The sequence below is a fragment of the Polaribacter litorisediminis genome (assembly GCF_019968605.1).
In the GTDB taxonomy this organism is placed as follows: domain Bacteria; phylum Bacteroidota; class Bacteroidia; order Flavobacteriales; family Flavobacteriaceae; genus Polaribacter; species Polaribacter litorisediminis.
Genome location: NZ_CP082966.1, coordinates 975,230 through 992,448 on the forward strand (window position 1 = coordinate 975,230; position 17,219 = coordinate 992,448).

General features: G+C 32.1%; 15 protein-coding genes. 13 read left to right on the top strand and 2 right to left on the bottom strand.

Annotated elements, in window-relative coordinates:
* Positions 1–162: 162 nt before the first annotated feature.
* Positions 163–1,776 (bottom strand): CTP synthase, encoded by a 1,614-nt coding sequence (gene pyrG / locus K8354_RS04240; RefSeq protein ID WP_223447582.1) that lies wholly within the window; start codon positions 1,774–1,776, stop codon positions 163–165.
* A gap of 224 nt (positions 1,777–2,000) precedes the next feature.
* Here pyrG and rpmH point away from each other — a divergent pair, with 224 nt between their 5' ends.
* From rpmH to K8354_RS04275, 7 genes are all read left to right on the top strand, one after another.
* On the top strand, positions 2,001–2,162 hold the full coding sequence (rpmH, locus tag K8354_RS04245) for a 50S ribosomal protein L34 (RefSeq protein ID WP_223445638.1): 162 nt from the start codon (positions 2,001–2,003) through the stop codon (positions 2,160–2,162).
* Positions 2,163–2,270: 108 nt separating this feature from the next.
* Complete coding sequence (gene carB / locus K8354_RS04250) at positions 2,271–5,126, top strand: carbamoyl-phosphate synthase large subunit (RefSeq protein WP_223445639.1); 2,856 nt, start codon at positions 2,271–2,273, stop codon at positions 5,124–5,126.
* 191 nt (positions 5,127–5,317) lie between these two features.
* Positions 5,318–5,875 (top strand): fasciclin domain-containing protein, encoded by a 558-nt coding sequence (locus K8354_RS04255; protein ID WP_223445641.1) that lies wholly within the window; start codon positions 5,318–5,320, stop codon positions 5,873–5,875.
* Between the two features lie 1,006 nt (positions 5,876–6,881).
* Positions 6,882–7,460, top strand: coding sequence for a TetR/AcrR family transcriptional regulator (locus tag K8354_RS04260; protein ID WP_223445643.1), 579 nt, complete (start codon positions 6,882–6,884; stop codon positions 7,458–7,460).
* A 45-nt stretch (positions 7,461–7,505) separates the two neighbouring features.
* Positions 7,506–8,138 (top strand): NAD(P)H-dependent oxidoreductase, encoded by a 633-nt coding sequence (locus K8354_RS04265; protein ID WP_223445645.1) that lies wholly within the window; start codon positions 7,506–7,508, stop codon positions 8,136–8,138.
* A gap of 31 nt (positions 8,139–8,169) precedes the next feature.
* The gene (locus tag K8354_RS04270; RefSeq protein WP_223445647.1) at positions 8,170–9,330 is read left to right on the top strand and encodes an iron-containing alcohol dehydrogenase; all 1,161 of its coding nucleotides are present in this window, start codon (positions 8,170–8,172) and stop codon (positions 9,328–9,330) included.
* Positions 9,331–9,466: 136 nt separating this feature from the next.
* Positions 9,467–10,156: a type 1 glutamine amidotransferase domain-containing protein gene (locus K8354_RS04275; protein WP_223445649.1), complete on the top strand. Its 690-nt coding sequence runs from the start codon at positions 9,467–9,469 to the stop codon at positions 10,154–10,156.
* 395 nt (positions 10,157–10,551) lie between these two features.
* On the opposite strand, the gene K8354_RS04280 is transcribed toward K8354_RS04275, so the two are convergent.
* Positions 10,552–11,457 carry an IS982 family transposase gene (locus K8354_RS04280; protein WP_223445651.1) on the bottom strand — a complete coding sequence of 302 codons (906 nt, stop codon included), beginning with the start codon at positions 11,455–11,457 and terminating at the stop codon, positions 10,552–10,554.
* A gap of 112 nt (positions 11,458–11,569) precedes the next feature.
* On the opposite strand from K8354_RS04280, the gene K8354_RS04285 reads away from it, so the two are divergent.
* The 6 genes from K8354_RS04285 (at position 11,570) to K8354_RS04310 (ending at position 17,195) form a co-directional block, all read left to right on the top strand.
* On the top strand, positions 11,570–12,148 hold the full coding sequence (locus tag K8354_RS04285) for a sigma-70 family RNA polymerase sigma factor (protein ID WP_223445653.1): 579 nt from the start codon (positions 11,570–11,572) through the stop codon (positions 12,146–12,148).
* A gap of 67 nt (positions 12,149–12,215) precedes the next feature.
* On the top strand, positions 12,216–13,535 hold the full coding sequence (locus tag K8354_RS04290) for an NAD(P)-binding domain-containing protein (RefSeq protein ID WP_223445655.1): 1,320 nt from the start codon (positions 12,216–12,218) through the stop codon (positions 13,533–13,535).
* Between the two features lie 174 nt (positions 13,536–13,709).
* Entirely contained in the window at positions 13,710–14,147 is a 438-nt protein-coding gene (locus tag K8354_RS04295) for a DUF6326 family protein (RefSeq protein WP_223445657.1), read from the top strand.
* Between the two features lie 114 nt (positions 14,148–14,261).
* Entirely contained in the window at positions 14,262–15,062 is an 801-nt protein-coding gene (locus tag K8354_RS04300; RefSeq protein ID WP_223445659.1) for a DUF2306 domain-containing protein, read from the top strand.
* A 75-nt stretch (positions 15,063–15,137) separates the two neighbouring features.
* Positions 15,138–15,818, top strand: coding sequence for a DUF4386 domain-containing protein (locus K8354_RS04305; RefSeq protein ID WP_223445660.1), 681 nt, complete (start codon positions 15,138–15,140; stop codon positions 15,816–15,818).
* A gap of 264 nt (positions 15,819–16,082) precedes the next feature.
* Positions 16,083–17,195, top strand: coding sequence for a Fic family protein (locus tag K8354_RS04310; RefSeq protein WP_223445661.1), 1,113 nt, complete (start codon positions 16,083–16,085; stop codon positions 17,193–17,195).
* Positions 17,196–17,219: the final 24 nt, after the last annotated feature.

Here is a 17,219-nt window from a genome sequence, read left to right on the forward strand (position 1 = left end):
TCTTAGTGGACTAGTATTTCAAAATACGTTCCGTTTTTATGCTGAATTAAAAATGCCTCCTCGAGCGCCGTCGAAAGGTGATTTAGTATTCTTAAAATTCGTTTGGTACTTTAAATCAAAATACATTTTAATTTTAGTAATCTTAAAAAAGACAAACTAATGTTATTTTTTAGATTGTTTTAAAGCTGCTTTTATAAAATCTACAAATAAAGGATGCGGTTTTAGCACCGTACTTTTATATTCAGGGTGATATTGCACACCTACAAACCAAGGATGATTAGAAAGTTCGATAACTTCTACCAAACCAGTTTTAGGGTTGATGCCCGTTGCTTTTAAACCTGCTTTTTCAATTTGAGATAAATACGCATTATTAAATTCATATCGGTGTCGATGTCTTTCGCTTATCAATTCAGAATTATACGCTTTATAAACTTTAGAGCCCATAGTAAGTTTACAATCCCAAGCTCCTAAACGCATGGTACCACCTTTTTGTGTAACATCTTTTTGGCTTTCCATTAAATTAATTACAGGATATTTAGTCCTTTTGTTCATTTCGGTCGAACTTGCATTTTCTAAATGCAATACATTTCTAGCAAACTCAATAACTGCCATTTGCATTCCCAAACAAATTCCGAAAAACGGAATTTTATTTTCACGCGCATATTTTACAGCTTTAATTTTACCTTCTATTCCGCGATCACCAAAACCAGGAGCAACTAAAATTCCGTTTAACCCTTTTAATTTTTTTTCAACATTTTTAGGGGTTAAACTTTCTGAATGAATCCAACGAACATTTACTTTTGTTTCATGCGATGAGCCGGCATGAATAAATGCTTCCGTAATAGATTTATATGAATCTTGCAGTTCAATATACTTCCCTATCAAACCAATTTCAACCTCTGAGGTAGGGTTTTTATGTTTTCTTAAAAAGTTATTCCATACTTTTAATTCTGGTTCTCCTTTAGAAGAAAGTTTTAATTTATTTAAAACAACCGTATCTAGGTGTTGTTCTAACATTAAATTAGGAACATCATAAATGGTTTCTGCATCAATAGATTGTATAACATCTTCTTGTTTTACATTGCAAAATAAAGCCAGTTTTCTTTTAATATCGTCAGAAATTTCATGCTCTGTTCTGCACACTAAAATATCAGGACTAACGCCACTTTGCATTAGCATTTTTACAGAATGCTGGGTAGGTTTTGTTTTTAATTCTCCGGCAGCAGCTAAAAAAGGTACTAAAGTTAAGTGAATAACAATGGCATTGTCTTCTCCTTTTTCCCATAATAGTTGACGAACGGATTCTATATACGGTAAGGATTCTATATCTCCAACTGTTCCGCCAATTTCGGTTATCACAATATCAAAATCGCCAGTTTCCCCTAAAATTTGAATTCTACGTTTAATTTCATCGGTAATATGAGGAATTACCTGCACTGTTTTTCCCAAAAATTCACCTTTGCGTTCTTTGTCAATCACAGATTGATAAATTCTACCTGTAGTTACATTGTTCGCCTGACTTGTAGGAATATTTAAATACCGCTCATAATGGCCTAAATCTAAATCGGTTTCTGCACCATCATCCGTAACATAGCATTCGCCGTGTTCATAAGGATTTAAGGTTCCGGGATCTATATTTATATATGGGTCTAATTTTTGTATGGTTACTGAAAAGCCTCTTTCTTGTAATAATTTGGCTAAAGATGCTGCTATAATTCCTTTTCCAAGGGATGAAGTTACGCCTCCTGTGACAAAAACGTATTTTGTGTTGTGCATGGTAGTATTAGGTTTGGGCAAAAGTACTAACATTCGTTTTTATCACAAATAAAAAAGAGGAAAAACATTAAAAATAATAGTAATTTTGCAACTAGAAAAAATATTTCATTTTTTTTTAAATACTATTTGTCTAAAATAAAAACAATTGTATATTTGCAAACGCTTTTAAAGAGGAAAATCTACAAAGCAAAAACTTATAAAGAAGATATTTAAAAATACATATAATGCCGAAAAGAACGTACCAACCATCAAAAAGAAAAAGAAGAAACAAACATGGTTTCATGGAAAGAATGGCATCTGCTAATGGTAGAAAAGTATTAGCTCGTAGAAGAGCAAAAGGAAGAAAAAAATTATCTGTTTCAACTGAAACTAGACATAAAAAATAAAATGATTAACATTTGTTAATTTATTAGGTGTTACTTTTTTAAGTAACACCTTTTTTTATACCCAATTACCAACTATTTTTGTAAAACTAATATAAACAACTACTTACAATGCCAAAAAGAAAAGACCTCAATTCCATTTTAATTATTGGATCTGGCCCTATTGTTATTGGTCAAGCTTGCGAATTTGATTACTCTGGTTCACAGTCTTTACGTTCTTTAAGAGAAGACGGAATTGAAACAATTTTAATCAATTCCAATCCTGCAACGATTATGACCGATCCTTCGATGGCTGATCATATTTATTTGTTGCCACTAACGACCAAATCAATCATTCAAATTTTAAAAGAGCATCCTCAAATTGATGCTGTTTTACCAACAATGGGAGGTCAAACTGCATTAAATTTATGTATTGAAGCAGATGACAAAGGAATCTGGAAAGATTTTGATGTAAAATTGATTGGTGTAGATATTGATGCGATTAATGTTACCGAAGATAGAGAACAATTTAGGGAGTTAATGTTAAAAATTGGTGTTGCTATGGCGCCACAAGCAACTGCAACATCCTTCTTAAAAGGAAAAGAAATTGCACAAGAATTTGGTTTTCCTTTGGTGATTAGATCTTCTTATACATTAGGTGGGGCAGGAGCATCCATTGTTTATAAAGCAGAAGATTTTGATGAATTATTAAGTAGAGGTTTAGAAGCATCACCCATTCATGAGGTGATGATTGATAAAGCCATGATGGGTTGGAAAGAATACGAATTAGAATTACTGCGGGATAAAAATGATAACGTTGTTATTATTTGTTCTATAGAAAATATGGATCCAATGGGTATTCATACGGGAGATTCTATTACTGTAGCACCAGCAATGACACTTTCTGATAAAACGTATCAAAAAATGCGTGATATGGCTATTCATATGATGCGCTCTATTGGAGATTTTGAAGGGGGTTGTAATGTGCAATTTGCGGTTTCACCAGACGAAAAAGAAGAAATTATTGCGATTGAAATTAATCCAAGAGTTTCACGTTCATCCGCTTTAGCGAGTAAAGCAACAGGTTATCCTATTGCAAAAGTAGCTACCAAGTTGGCTATTGGATATTCTTTAGACGAATTAGAAAACGGAATTACAAAATCTACTTCCGCTTTATTTGAGCCAACGTTGGATTATGTAATTGTAAAAATACCACGTTGGAATTTCGATAAATTCGAAGGTTCAGATAGAACTTTAGGCTTACAAATGAAAGCCGTTGGAGAAGTAATGGGAATTGGACGTTCTTTTCAAGAAGCCTTGCACAAGGCAACACAATCTTTAGAAATTAAGAGAAATGGATTAGGTGCAGACGGAAAAGGGTATACAAATTACAATCAAATTATAGAAAAATTAACCAATGCAAGTTGGGACAGAGTTTTTGCAATTTATGATGCCATTGCCATGGGAATTCCTTTAACTCAAATTTATGAAATCACAAAAATTGATATGTGGTATCTAAAGCAATATGAAGAGTTGTTTCAATTACAGAAAGAAATTTCTACGTTTACAATTGATACAATTCAAAGAGATTTATTGTTAGAAGCAAAGCAAAAAGGATATGGAGATAGACAAATAGCACACATGTTGGGTTGTTTGGAAAGTCAGGTATATAATAAAAGAGAAGAATTAAAAGTGCAGCGAGTTTTTAAATTAGTAGATACTTGTGCTGCAGAATTTAAAGCAAAAACACCCTATTATTATTCAACTTTCGAGAATGAAATAGAAACCGCAGATGGTAAAATTATCATTGCAAATGAAAGTATCGTATCAGATAAAAAGAAAATTATTGTTTTAGGTTCTGGTCCCAACAGAATCGGACAAGGAATAGAGTTTGATTATTGTTGTGTACATGGTGTTTTAGCGGCTGCTGAATGCGGTTATGAAACCATTATGATCAACTGTAATCCAGAAACAGTGTCTACAGATTTTGATACTGCTGATAAATTATATTTCGAACCGGTTTTTTGGGAACATATTTATGATATTATTCGTCATGAAAAACCAGAAGGTGTTATTGTACAATTAGGCGGACAAACAGCCTTAAAATTAGCAGAAAAATTAACTAAATACGGAATTAAAATTATAGGAACTTCTTTTGAAGCTTTGGATATTGCTGAAGATAGAGGAAGATTCTCATCCATGTTAAAAGATAACAACATTCCTTATCCAGAATTCGGAATTGCAGAAACTGCAGATGAAGCTTTGGTTTTAGCAGATGAGTTAGATTTCCCAATTTTAGTAAGACCTTCCTACGTTTTAGGAGGACAAGGAATGAAAATTGTCATCAACAAAGAAGAATTGATTGAACATGTTGTTGATTTATTGCGAGGAATGCCAGGAAATAAGTTACTGCTAGATCATTATTTAGATGGTGCAATTGAAGCTGAAGCAGATGCTATTTGTGATGCTGATGGAAATGTTTATATTATCGGAATCATGGAGCATATAGAGCCTTGTGGAATTCATTCAGGAGATTCTAATGCAACTTTACCTGCTTTTAATTTAGGTGAATTTGTAATGCAACAAATTAAAGATCATACACATACAATTGCAAGAGAATTAAAAACGGTTGGTTTAATAAACGTACAGTTTGCTATTAAAGATGATATTGTTTACATTATTGAGGCTAACCCAAGAGCCTCTAGAACAGTTCCTTTTATTGCAAAAGCATACAAAGAGCCTTATGTAAATTATGCCACAAAAGTAATGTTAGGTCATAACAAAGTAACCGATTTTAAATTTAATCCGCAATTGGAAGGTTATGCAATTAAGCAACCTGTTTTTTCTTTTAATAAGTTTCCAAATGTGAATAAGAAACTAGGGCCAGAAATGAAATCTACAGGAGAAAGTATCTTGTTTATAGATAGTTTAAAAGATGATGAGTTTTATGATTTATATGCAAGAAGAAAAATGTACTTAAATAAGTAAGATTTTTATGTAAGATAAAAAGCATCCAATTCTTGTCTAGAATTGGATGCTTTTTTGTGAACTTTAGTTTTAAAAATTAAATTGTTTAATAAATTTAACTAAACTTTAAACAAATTTATAATTTGATTCGCTGTGATATCTTTTACTTTTGTATCAAATAATAAACACTAACAATTTAATTACAACTAAAAATGAAAACAAAAAACGGATTAATCGCTTTAGCATTTATTGCTATTTTTACATTAACATCAGCAACAATTTTAAATACAACTACTGGTAATGATCCAGTTGAAACAGCACAAACACCAAACATTGTTGGAGTAGCAGCAGCAAATGAAAACTTTACAACATTAGTAGCTGCAGTAAAAGCAGCAGGATTGGTAGAAACGTTAAGTAGTGCCGGACCCTTCACCGTTTTTGCGCCAACAAACGCAGCTTTTGCAAAATTACCAGCAGAAACAGTTCCTTCTTTATTGAAGCCAGAAAATAAAGCTACTTTAACAAGTATTTTAACCTATCATGTTGTGGCAGGGAAGTTTGATGCTACAGCAGTAATTGCAGCAATTAAAGCGAACAACGGAGCATTTACAATAACCACAGTGCAAGGAGGTAAACTGGTAGCTTCTTTAGATGGTGGAAATGTAATGTTGAAAGATGAAAAAGGAAACATGTCTAAAGTAGTAATCGCAGATGTTGCCGCTTCCAATGGGGTTATACACGCTATTGATAGTGTTGTGATGCCTAACTAATCTTATCGAAAATTATATTTTAAAAAGCCTTCAAGAAATTGAAGGCTTTTTGTATTCCGACAGCGTTGCGTTTATAGTCTCTTTACTTCTGATACATGTCTTATGTACTTGTTTTTCAGGGTGCTATAATTTTAAATTTTATAGCACAGAGTTCAAGTTATCTTGTCTTAAGAATGTATAAATATTACTGAAGCTTGCATACATTTTGCTAGTTTCACTTGGTGCCTAACTTGATTATCTAAGTTTTGTTACATAATTTGAGCAATGAATTTACTAAATAAAACACGAACGGCGAAATTCCGAAGAAATTTGCCAAGCGAACTATATTCAGCAATAAGGTTTATTCTGCTTAAGAGAAGGAGAAGATGCGTCTAATGTCAATTTTGCATTGAAATGACTGCAATAAAACGCCCTTTTTTCTTTTCTATTTCAACGTAAAAAGAAACCTTTACGAATGCTATGTTTTTATTTTTCTATTTTCTATCATTGCTGTCCGATAAAAGATAAAAAGACCGCTTTCGCTGTTAGAATCAAGAACAAAGACTTAAATGTAACTAACTGAAAAACAATAGTTTTACGATTTTAAATTTTTCGATACATCATAAATTCTAAAGCGGTTTTAATAGCAAGGTGTACTACTTTAAAAACTCTTGAAAATCAAGACTATCAATACTTTAAAACACTTGAGCTAATTTTAATCGGACAACACTAATTTTCTATAAAGAAAAAAATCATTATTTTATTTGTAGTAATTTCAAAACAGAATTGGTATGACATTCATGAATATCGCAAAGTAGCATCAACCATTAAAGAAATAACGAAAACCTGCCTACCGCAGACAGTCACAGCAAAATCTATACGCAATGCATTCGAGACAATGCGTATCACAAAACCGTTCGCTATTGTTTATTACTTTCTTTAAATTTCAATCAAATTATAAATGTTTTCTAAAAAAAAAGAATGAACATTCATTTTTTACGTATCTTTGTAGTCTAAGTAAAATGAAATGGCTAAACTGCAAAAAAGCATAGATAAACGTAACGCACTTATAAAGGCAACCATAGAATTGGTAAATAATAATGGATTTCATGGAACTCCTATGAGTAAAATTGCAAAAATGGCCAATGTGTCACCTGCAACTATTTATCTGTATTTTCAAAATAAGCAAGATTTGGTAAACCAAACATATTTAGAGGTAAAAACAAAATACACAGATTTTGTTTTTAAAACGTATCATGAAAATACATCCGTTAAAACTGGTTTTGAACTTATCTGGAGGCGCATTGCAGAGTTTAATATGAATCAATCTGAATATTCATTTTTTTTAAACCAATGTAATAACACGCCGATTATTGATGAGCCCAGTAGAAAAGAGGGTATAGGTCATTTACAACCCTTACTCGATCTTTGGGAACGTGGAAGAAATGAAGCAGTGATTAAACCCATTTCAGATTATATTTTATATGCCTATTCCATAAATCCATTATCATTTTTAATGATAGCCCAAAAGCAAGGCGAATTTCAATTGACTAAAACACATATTCAACAATCATTTCTAACAGCTTGGGATAGTATTAAACTGTAAAAGGAAAAAGGTAACAACAAATAAAAATTATAAAAAATTATAAAAATGGAATTATTAAACAAATTAAACTGGAGATATGCTGCAAAAGCAATGAATGGCAAAAAAGTATCTCAAGATAAAATTGACAATATTATTGAAGCTGCTCGCTTAGCACCAACTTCAAGTGGTTTGCAACCTTTTGAAATCATTGTAGTTAAAAATCAAGAGATTAAAGAACAAATTAGACCCATAGCTTGGAATCAATCTGTAATAACCGACTGCTCTCATTTGCTCATTTTTGCTGCTTGGGACACCTATACAGAAGATAGAATTAACTATATGTTCGATTTAACAAACGAGATTAGAGGATTCAAAAATGAAGGTTGGGAAAACTACCGTCAACAATTATTAAAAATGTATCCGCAACAAGATGCCGAAGTAAACTTTAATCATGCTGCCAAACAAGCATACATTGCATTTTCACAAGCTATTATAGCTGCTGCCTACGAAGGTGTAGACGCAACTCCTTTAGAGGGTTTTGACCCAGATAAGTTAGATGAAATATTAGACTTAAGAGCGAAAGGTTTGCGCAGTGCAGTAATGCTACCCATTGGTTACAGAGATACCGATAAAGATTGGTTGGTAAATCTTGTAAAGGTTAGAAAAAGCACAGAAGATTTAGTAACAGTAATTGAATAATGATTTACTATAAAAAAGGAATAAAAAAAAGATGAACAATTTTGAATTTAAAAACCCAACCAAAATTATTTTTGGAAAGGACACTATAAAAAAGCTAAAAGAAGAAATTCCTACAGATGCTAAAGTATTATTACTTTATGGTGGAGGTAGTATTAAAAAAAATGGTATTTACAACCAAGTAAAAACGGCTTTGGCAAATTTTGATGTCATTGAGTTTGGAGGTATTTCTGCAAATCCAGAATATGAAACATTATTGGAGGCTTTAAAAGTAATTAAAGTCCAAAATATTACCTATTTATTAGCGGTTGGTGGTGGTTCTGTAATTGACGGAACTAAATTTTTATCAGCCGCAGCTTTATATACAGGTAATGAGCCTTGGCATATTTTATCTAACGGTGTTAGAACCGAAAAAGGAATGCCTTTTGGCACTGTGTTGACCTTGCCCGCAACAGGTTCTGAAATGAATTCTGGAGCTGTAATTACACGAAAAGAAACCAAAGAAAAGCTAGCTATGGGCGGTTCAGGTTTATTTCCGCAATTCTCAATTCTAGATCCTGAAGTTGTAAAATCAATACCTAAACGTCAGCTTGCAAATGGTTTGACAGATGCATTTACACATGTTCTTGAACAATACATGACCTATTCCGTAGATGCTAAATTACAAGATCGTTTTGCAGAAAGTATTTTGCAAACTTTGATTGAAATTGCACCGACTATATTGAAAGCTGAGTTTGATTATAAAGCGGCTTCTAATTTTATGTGGAGTTGTACCATGGCATTAAACGGATTAATTCAAAAAGGAGTGCCTACAGATTGGGCTATTCATGCCATAGGACACGAATTAACGGCTTTATATGGTATAGATCATGCAAGAACATTAGCCATTATTACAGAAAGTCATTATAAATATAATTTTGAAGCTAAAAAAGAAAAATTAGCGCAATATGGTGAACGTGTCTGGAATATTAATGAAGGAAGTATCGATGAAAAAGCCAATGCTGCTATCGAAAAAACAACTGCATTTTTCAAATCTTTGGGAATAAACACTAAACTGTCTGATTATATAAACGATTATGAAGGAACAGCAGAAGAAATAGCAAAACGTTTTACAAATCGTGGTTGGTTAGGCTTAGGAGAACATCAGTCATTATCACCAGAAAAAGTGAAGCAAGTTGTTAAAATGGCTTATTAACTTTAACTCCGTAAAGATTAAAAATGATAGTAGTATTGCTATTTGTTATAACGGCACCCAATTATAAAGACACAAAAAAGAAACGCATTCTGAAAAAGATTCAGAAGTAAAAATGGAATTATAAAAAAAGAACAACATGAAAATATTATTTGTATTAACATCTCACGATACATTAGGAGATACAGGAAAAAAAACAGGATTTTGGGTTGAAGAGTTTGCGAACCCATATTACACATTATTAGACAAAGGAGCAGATATTACCATTGCAACACCAAAAGGAGGCGCTGCACCTATAGATCCTAGTAGTGATTCGCCAGATGCTGCAACTAAAGATACAGAACGTTTTCATAATGATGCTGAAGCAAAAGAAAGCATAGCAAATACAAAAGTATTGGCAGATATGAATCCAGATGATTTTGATGCGGTCTTTTATCCAGGAGGTCATGGCCCTTTATGGGATTTAGCAAACGATGAGACTTCTATTACTTTAATTGAAAAATTTAATAGTCAAGAAAAGCCTATCGCCTTTGTATGTCATGCACCAGCAGCATTAAAAAATGTTAAAGATGCCAATGGGAATCCATTCGTAAAAGGTAAAAAAGTAACCGGATTTACAAATACGGAAGAAGAAGCAGTAGGGCTAACTAATGTTGTACCATTTTTAGTAGAAGATATGTTGTCAGAAAACGGAGGAATTTATTCTAAAAAAGAAGATTGGGCATCTTATGCTATTCAAGACGGGAATTTAATTACGGGTCAAAATCCGGCTTCATCAGAATTGGTAGCAGCATTATTATTAAAAAAAATAGCCCATACTATTGAATAGTGACCGTAAAAAATAGTAGCTATTTATTTATTCAATTCGAAAAGAAAATTTATAGAAAAAAAAAGAAGCACCTGAATTTACCCCCCTTTAACAGGGGGTTTTTCATTTTTGTGTTCAGAATCTAGATATCGAAAATCTTACTAAAAAAATAGTATAGGCTGGTGGTAAACAGAGAATGCCAATAAGATATTAATCTATAGCATATCAGGAATGAGCCAAACATCATACATAATGAGATAGTGTACTGGTTGCTTTTCTGTTCATTGAAAAACTTTTTGTAAATTTATCCATCAAAACTTAAAAACTAAAACCCCTTTCTAATGCCGTTTCAACAATGGTTTTACTTTTTTTTGATGCAGAATAATAAATTTTAAAATTAATAACGTGAGTTCGATTTAATTTATGCCAATATTTGGTAAATATCTTTGTATTTTGATACTAGGTTTAGCATCAAGGAATGAATAAGCAGTTAATCCAGCTATAAGGTTTCTTAAAAAGTTGTCAAAGGAACGATGTCTAGAGTGTTCAATTTGACAAGTGTTTTTAAGGACATCATTTACAGATTCTATGATGGCTCTTTTTCTAAGATATACTTTGTCCATAAAATCAAGAGCTTTCTTTTTCATATTCTTTCTTAATTTGGTCACTAAATGAATACCGTCAACAAATAATTTATCGAATAAATCTTTACCTAGATACCCTTTATCATCATAGATCTTTCCAAATATTTTATCGTGAAAGCTTTCGTTTTTAAGAGGATATCTGTCATCTACATTGGCTTTAGTAATCAAAAAATCAATAATTTGTCCTTTATCATTGCAGACTAAATGTAATTTAAAACCATAGAACCAACCCAATGTTCCATAGCTTTTCTCTGCAATTCCTTTAAATACTTTGTGTTGGTTTTCTCTCTTATAATGACAAACTTTAACAGCTGTAGAATCAATAAAAGAAATGCCAGAACATTTCCCTAATCCGAAGAGTTTTAGATAAACTGCTAAAGGCTGAATAACTTTCCTTTGCAATTCTACAAATCGGTTATAAGACACCACATCTGGAAAAAAATCATCCATATGTTTACACACATCAAATAAATAAAAATGCTTCAAATTACGATATGATTTTAAGTGGAAAATAACCATAATAGTCATTACTTCACTTTTACTCATTTTGGATTTTCTATTTCGTCTTTTAGGTTGTGAAGCATCTGAAATACTGTTTTTTATTAAAACAGTTTCAAATTCTTTCATAAAATCGTCTAGATTACAAAAAAATTCAATAATTTTAGCATAAGAAATCATAAGCAGAATAATTTTAGTTAATTGATTTTCAGATCCTTAGTTTACTAAATTTTCTGCTTTTTTCATAGATTTAATTCTATTTTCTTACATCGAACTCACGTTAATTAATATAATGATGAATATCAATAAATATAAAGAGGTCGCTTTTCTTTGGATAGAATATAAGAGTGAATTAAAATATTATATTTTAAAGAAGATTAAAAATGAATATCTAGCTGATGAATTATCCCATGAGGTATTAATGAAAATTTACAAATCTTGTTGTTCTGGAAATGAAATAAAAAACATTAGATCATGGATGTATCAAATTGCCCACAATACAGTGATCGATCATTTAAAGAAGGAAGATAAATTCGCAGATGAGGCCACAGAAATACTTGGAGTAGATGAAAATAACACATATGAAGATGTTGAAGAATTCGTACAGCCACTGATAAAATTATTACCTAAAAAATATGCTGTGCCACTTTTAATGTCAGATATAGAAGGATTTAGTCAAATCGAAGTTTCAAAAAAAATGAATTTGAGTTTAACGGCCACTAAAAGTAGAATTCAACGTGCAAGAAAATTATTAAAAGAGAAAATTATTGAATGCAGTAATTTGGAAATAAATGCTAAAGGAAATCCTATTTCCATTGAGATTAAGGCAGATTGTGAACCCCTGCAAAAAAAATCGAGAAAAAATAATTGATGAATTTTGCGTCTTTTTATATGTGAATTAGTCTTGGTTATGATATTAAATCTAAAACTAAGAAATAATGAATAATCACGATTTACCAGTAGCAATAATTGGAGGAGGTCCAGTAGGTTTGTCCGCAGCCGCACATCTTAAAAAAAGCAATCAACCATTTATTCTTTTTGAAACAGGAAGTCAAATTGGCGCCAATATTTTAAAATGGGGACACGTAAGGTTGTTTTCACCTTGGGAATATAATATTGACAAAGCAGCAGAAACTTTATTACGAGAAGCGCAATTACCAATTCCAAACAAAGCAGATGTCCCTTATGGAAAGGAACTCATTGAAGATTATTTAAAGCCACTTGCAAATTTACCAGGCATTAAAAAACATATTCATTTGAATTCGAAGGTAATCTCCATTGGAAGAAGCGGTTTAGATAAAATGAAAGATGCCAAGAGAGCAGAACTTCCATTTTCTATTCAAGTTATTGAAAATGGCAAGTTTAAGTTGTATGAAGCTAAAGCAGTAATTGATGCTTCAGGTACTTTGCAAAGTCCAAATCCTGTAGGATCTGGTGGAATATTTGCCCTTGGTGAAGTGGATAATAGAGCCCAAATATATTATGGTATGCCCGATATCAATGAAGCAAATGAGGATAAATATGCCAATAAAACTACTTTAGTCGTTGGCGGAGGGCATTCGGCTATAGGGACTATTTTAGCATTAAATGATCTTATCCATAAATATCCGAATACAAAAATTCATTGGGTATTGCGAAAAAAGCAAGTTAGTGATGTGTATGGTGGTCAAGAGGCTGATAAGTTTAAGGCAAGAGGTGCTTTAGGTATTCAAATTGAAATATTGGTGAATTCAGGAGCTATTGAGATTCATACGCCTGTGTATATTCATGAAATTGAAAAAAATAAGGACCAATTAGCAATTAAAGGTTTAAAACACAAAGACACTTTTGTTTTAGAAGGTATAGATGAAATAATTAGTAATACAGGCTCTCGTCCCGATTTTAATTTCTTAAGAGAAATTCGCTTTGACTCAGATGCAGCTCTTGAAAGTGTTCCAAAGCTGGCTAATTTAATTGATCCAAATATTCATAGCTGTGGTACTGTAAGGCCACATGGGGAAGCAGAATTAAGGCAAAAGGAAAAAGATTTTTATATTGTTGGGATGAAAAGCTATGGGCGTGCTCCTACCTTTTTAATGACTACAGGTTATGAGCAAATAAGATCAATTGTCGCTTTCATGAACGGTGATTTTGAAAGTGCAAAACGAGTAGAATTAAATTTACCAGAAACAGGTGTTTGCAGCTCAGGAATCAGTAGGGCAATTAAAGAAACTGAGGTCAAAGTAAAAACCAGCTGTGCTGCTACTTGTGGTGTATAAATTAATAGTTATCCTAATATTCTATTTAGTTACCAGCAATTTACTGAATAAAGGATATCAAACGGATTGGAAATATTAATGAAGAACTAGCTTCAACAAAGTATAAGAGCAACAGTGTAACAATTACCCTGTTAAATCGTCAAACTTAGTATGAATTATTAAAAACAACCAAATATGAGTATAAAAACGAACTCTTCGAAATCATTAACCAATTATAATATTAACATCAAAATTAAACTAGCAGCACTTTGGAGTACATTGATGTTTTTGTATATATATGCTGACTTTTTTCAGCTGATGACACCTAAAAAGTTGGAGAAAATGATTGACCTTCAAACCCCAATGGGACCAACATCTCCTGTGATTTTGGTTGTATTTTCTGTGATTTTAATTATTCCTTCGTTAATGATCTTTTTATCCGTTTTTCTGAAGCCACAAATTAATAAATGGTTAAATATTTGTATTGCCGCCTTATACGCCAGCATGTCCATTTTAATTATCGTTTCTACCTTAGGCAGTGAATGGCACACATTTTATATTTTATTCAATCTTATAGAAGTTTTTGTTTTTGCAATGATTATTTATCAAGCATGGAAATGGCCGAGAGATTAATGTTTGTTTTTAAGCTTACAGCAATCTATAACTACTTTCTGCAACTAGCTTCGAACTTGTCATTGTTAGTCAACAACTCAGGTTACTTGTAAACTATTAAAAAAATGAAATTAAATGAATAAATCCTCCAAATCATATGTTTTAGAAAATGTGACTATATTATGGTTCTTGGTAACCTTAATTGGACAATGGATATTTGCTTTTTATGTAGCTATTTATCACGGGTCTCTAATTTTTCAAAAGGGATTAAAAGGTATGGGGGAAACTCATATGCCAAACTCCTATATTTCAGGAGATAGCTTAGGAAATATTATACTTGCTACTCATCTGGTTACAGCAGTAATTATAATTGGGGGCGGCCCTTTACAATTAATTCCACAAATACGATTAAAGTTTCCACGTTTTCATCGCTGGCTAGGTCGTATGTATATGCTTTTTGCATGTTTTGGCGCGATGGCAGGATTATACCTTATATGGACACGACCACGACCATCGTTTGGAAATCTATTTCAGGAGGTTGCTATTAGCATTGAAGGAGTCCTAATTCTTATTTTTAGCTTTTTAGCATTGCGATATGCAATTGTTCGTAAAATTCACATACATCGCAGATGGGCGCTCCGCCTTTTTATTACTGCAAGTGGTGTTTGGTTCTTAAGAATAGGTTATAAGTTTTGGTATTTTATTGAAGATTTATTGGGCTTTAAATTGGAGAATTTTTTTGATTTCTGGTCGTTTGGTTCATTTTTGATACCACTTGCAGTTCTAGAATTTTACCTAAGAATAAAAGACAAAAAGAATAAATCTAAACAACTGGCTTTGGCTATTCTTCTTTTTGTTTTAACCTTGATAATGAGCGTTGGAATATTTTTAGCTGTAAAAGAAATGTGGTTACCAAGAATTTTGAAAGTTGTATAAAGATGAAAAACAATAAAAATAAGGACAATGACTTATTGGCAATAAAGCTATATTGCAAATTTAAAACTATCTATCATGAACATAAAAGATAAACAATTGATCTCTTCTGCAAGAACAACTGGCGTGTGGTATTTAATGATGGCCATTTCAGGTATTTTAGGGTTTATGGTCTTTCATTCTCAAATATTTGTTTCTAGTAATCCTGAACAAACGCTAACGAATTTAATAGAATTAGAATCTACTGCAAGAATTAGGTTGCTGTTAGAGTTTGCTATCGTAATATCTCAAGCACTTACCGCAGTTTGGTTTTTCAAATTATTTAAAGATAATTATGAATGGGAAGCTTGGACTCTAGGTATATGGGGAATGGTGAATGCTTTAGTCATTATGATAAGTGCAATTTCAATCGCCTCTGCAATAGGTGTTGCCAATTCTGACATAAGTACTATGGAAGATAAAGTTGTACTAATTGAGGTTTTTCAAAATATAATTTCAAATGCTTGGGGTATTGGTGGTCTTTTCTTTGGGCTTTGGCTGTTTCCTATGGGTTTCATAGTCATCAAATCTAAAAGGATGCCTATCTGGTTAGGGAGAGTTATTATTTTAGGGGGAATAGGCTATCTAATTTCCACCGCTATCCGCTACGCAGGAATTGATTTTAGCTTCAATAGACTACTTATTCTACCTGCAACCATTGGAGAATTTTGGATGATTGGTTATTTGCTAATTTTTGGGATAAGACCTAGTAATGAGTGAAATTAAATTAGAACGGCACACAATAATGGCTATAATTCATTGTGCATTATGCCAAAAACTGAAATAGAAACCATCAAACGGCCTGATTTCATAAGTGGAAAAGTCTACGTCGTTTCCCACAACGAAATCATAGCCTAGGTTTTGTGTGTAAGGTAAAATCACTCGAGTACCGTGAAAAAAACACCATAATCACCGCAATAAATAGTGAGTTTATTTCTCATATGCGATAAATAAGATTTATATTTACCGCATAATAAGCGGATAATGAAACCATTTATACATCAAAAAGAAGATTGGCCTAATTTTAATTGGAATAATGAAGAAATCCTAACTCTATTAGGAGAAGTCAGAAATTTACAAGGAAAAATAATTGGTAAAATGGAAACTCTTGGTTTCGACTTAAAAAACGAAGCTGTACTTGAAACTTTAACGCTTGATGTAATAAAATCCACAGAAATAGAAGGAGAAATATTAAATCCTGGACAAGTACGTTCATCAGTCGCAAGACGTTTAGGAATGGAAATTGAAAACTCTGTTTTTTCAGAAAGAAATGTAGACGGTGTTGTAGATATGTTAATAGATGCAACTCAAAATTTCGAATCCAAATTAACTAAAGAAAGATTGTTTAATTGGCATTATTCATTGTTTCCAACTGGACGAAGTGGAATGTATAAAATATTAATTGGTAATTGGAGAGAAGATTCAACAGGACCAATGCAAGTTGTTTCAGGAGCATTAGGAAAAGAAAAAGTTCATTTCGAAGCTCCTAAATCTAATATCTTGGATAAGGAAATGGAAGCATTTCTAAATTGGCTAAACTCAGATATGAAGATAGACCCTGTTTTAAAAGCTGGTATTGGACATTTATGGTTTATTACGATTCATCCTTTTAAAGATGGAAATGGACGTATTGCAAGAGCTATAACAGATTTATTATTATCAAGAGCAGATGGAATAGCACAAAGATATTATAGCATGTCTTCACAAATTAGAATTGAGAGAAAACAATATTATGATATTCTTGAGAAAACTCAACAAGGAACACTAGACATTACAAATTGGCTTTCTTGGTTTTTAGAATGTTTATTAAATTCTTTGAAAGCATCAAATACAGTTTTAGAGAAAGTTCTTTACAAACATAAATTTTGGAATAAAAATGCGAAAGTAGTTCATAACGAAAGACAGAAATTAATGTTGAATAAATTATTAGATGGTTTTGATGGTAAATTGACATCTTCTAAATGGGCTAAAATAACCAAATGTTCTTCTGACACAGCATTGAGAGATATTCAAGATTTAATGAAAAAAGAAATATTAAAAAAAGAACAAGCTGGAGGAAGAAGTACAAACTATGAATTAATAAAAATCATTGAATAAAACCCTACAGCCAATAACTAAGCA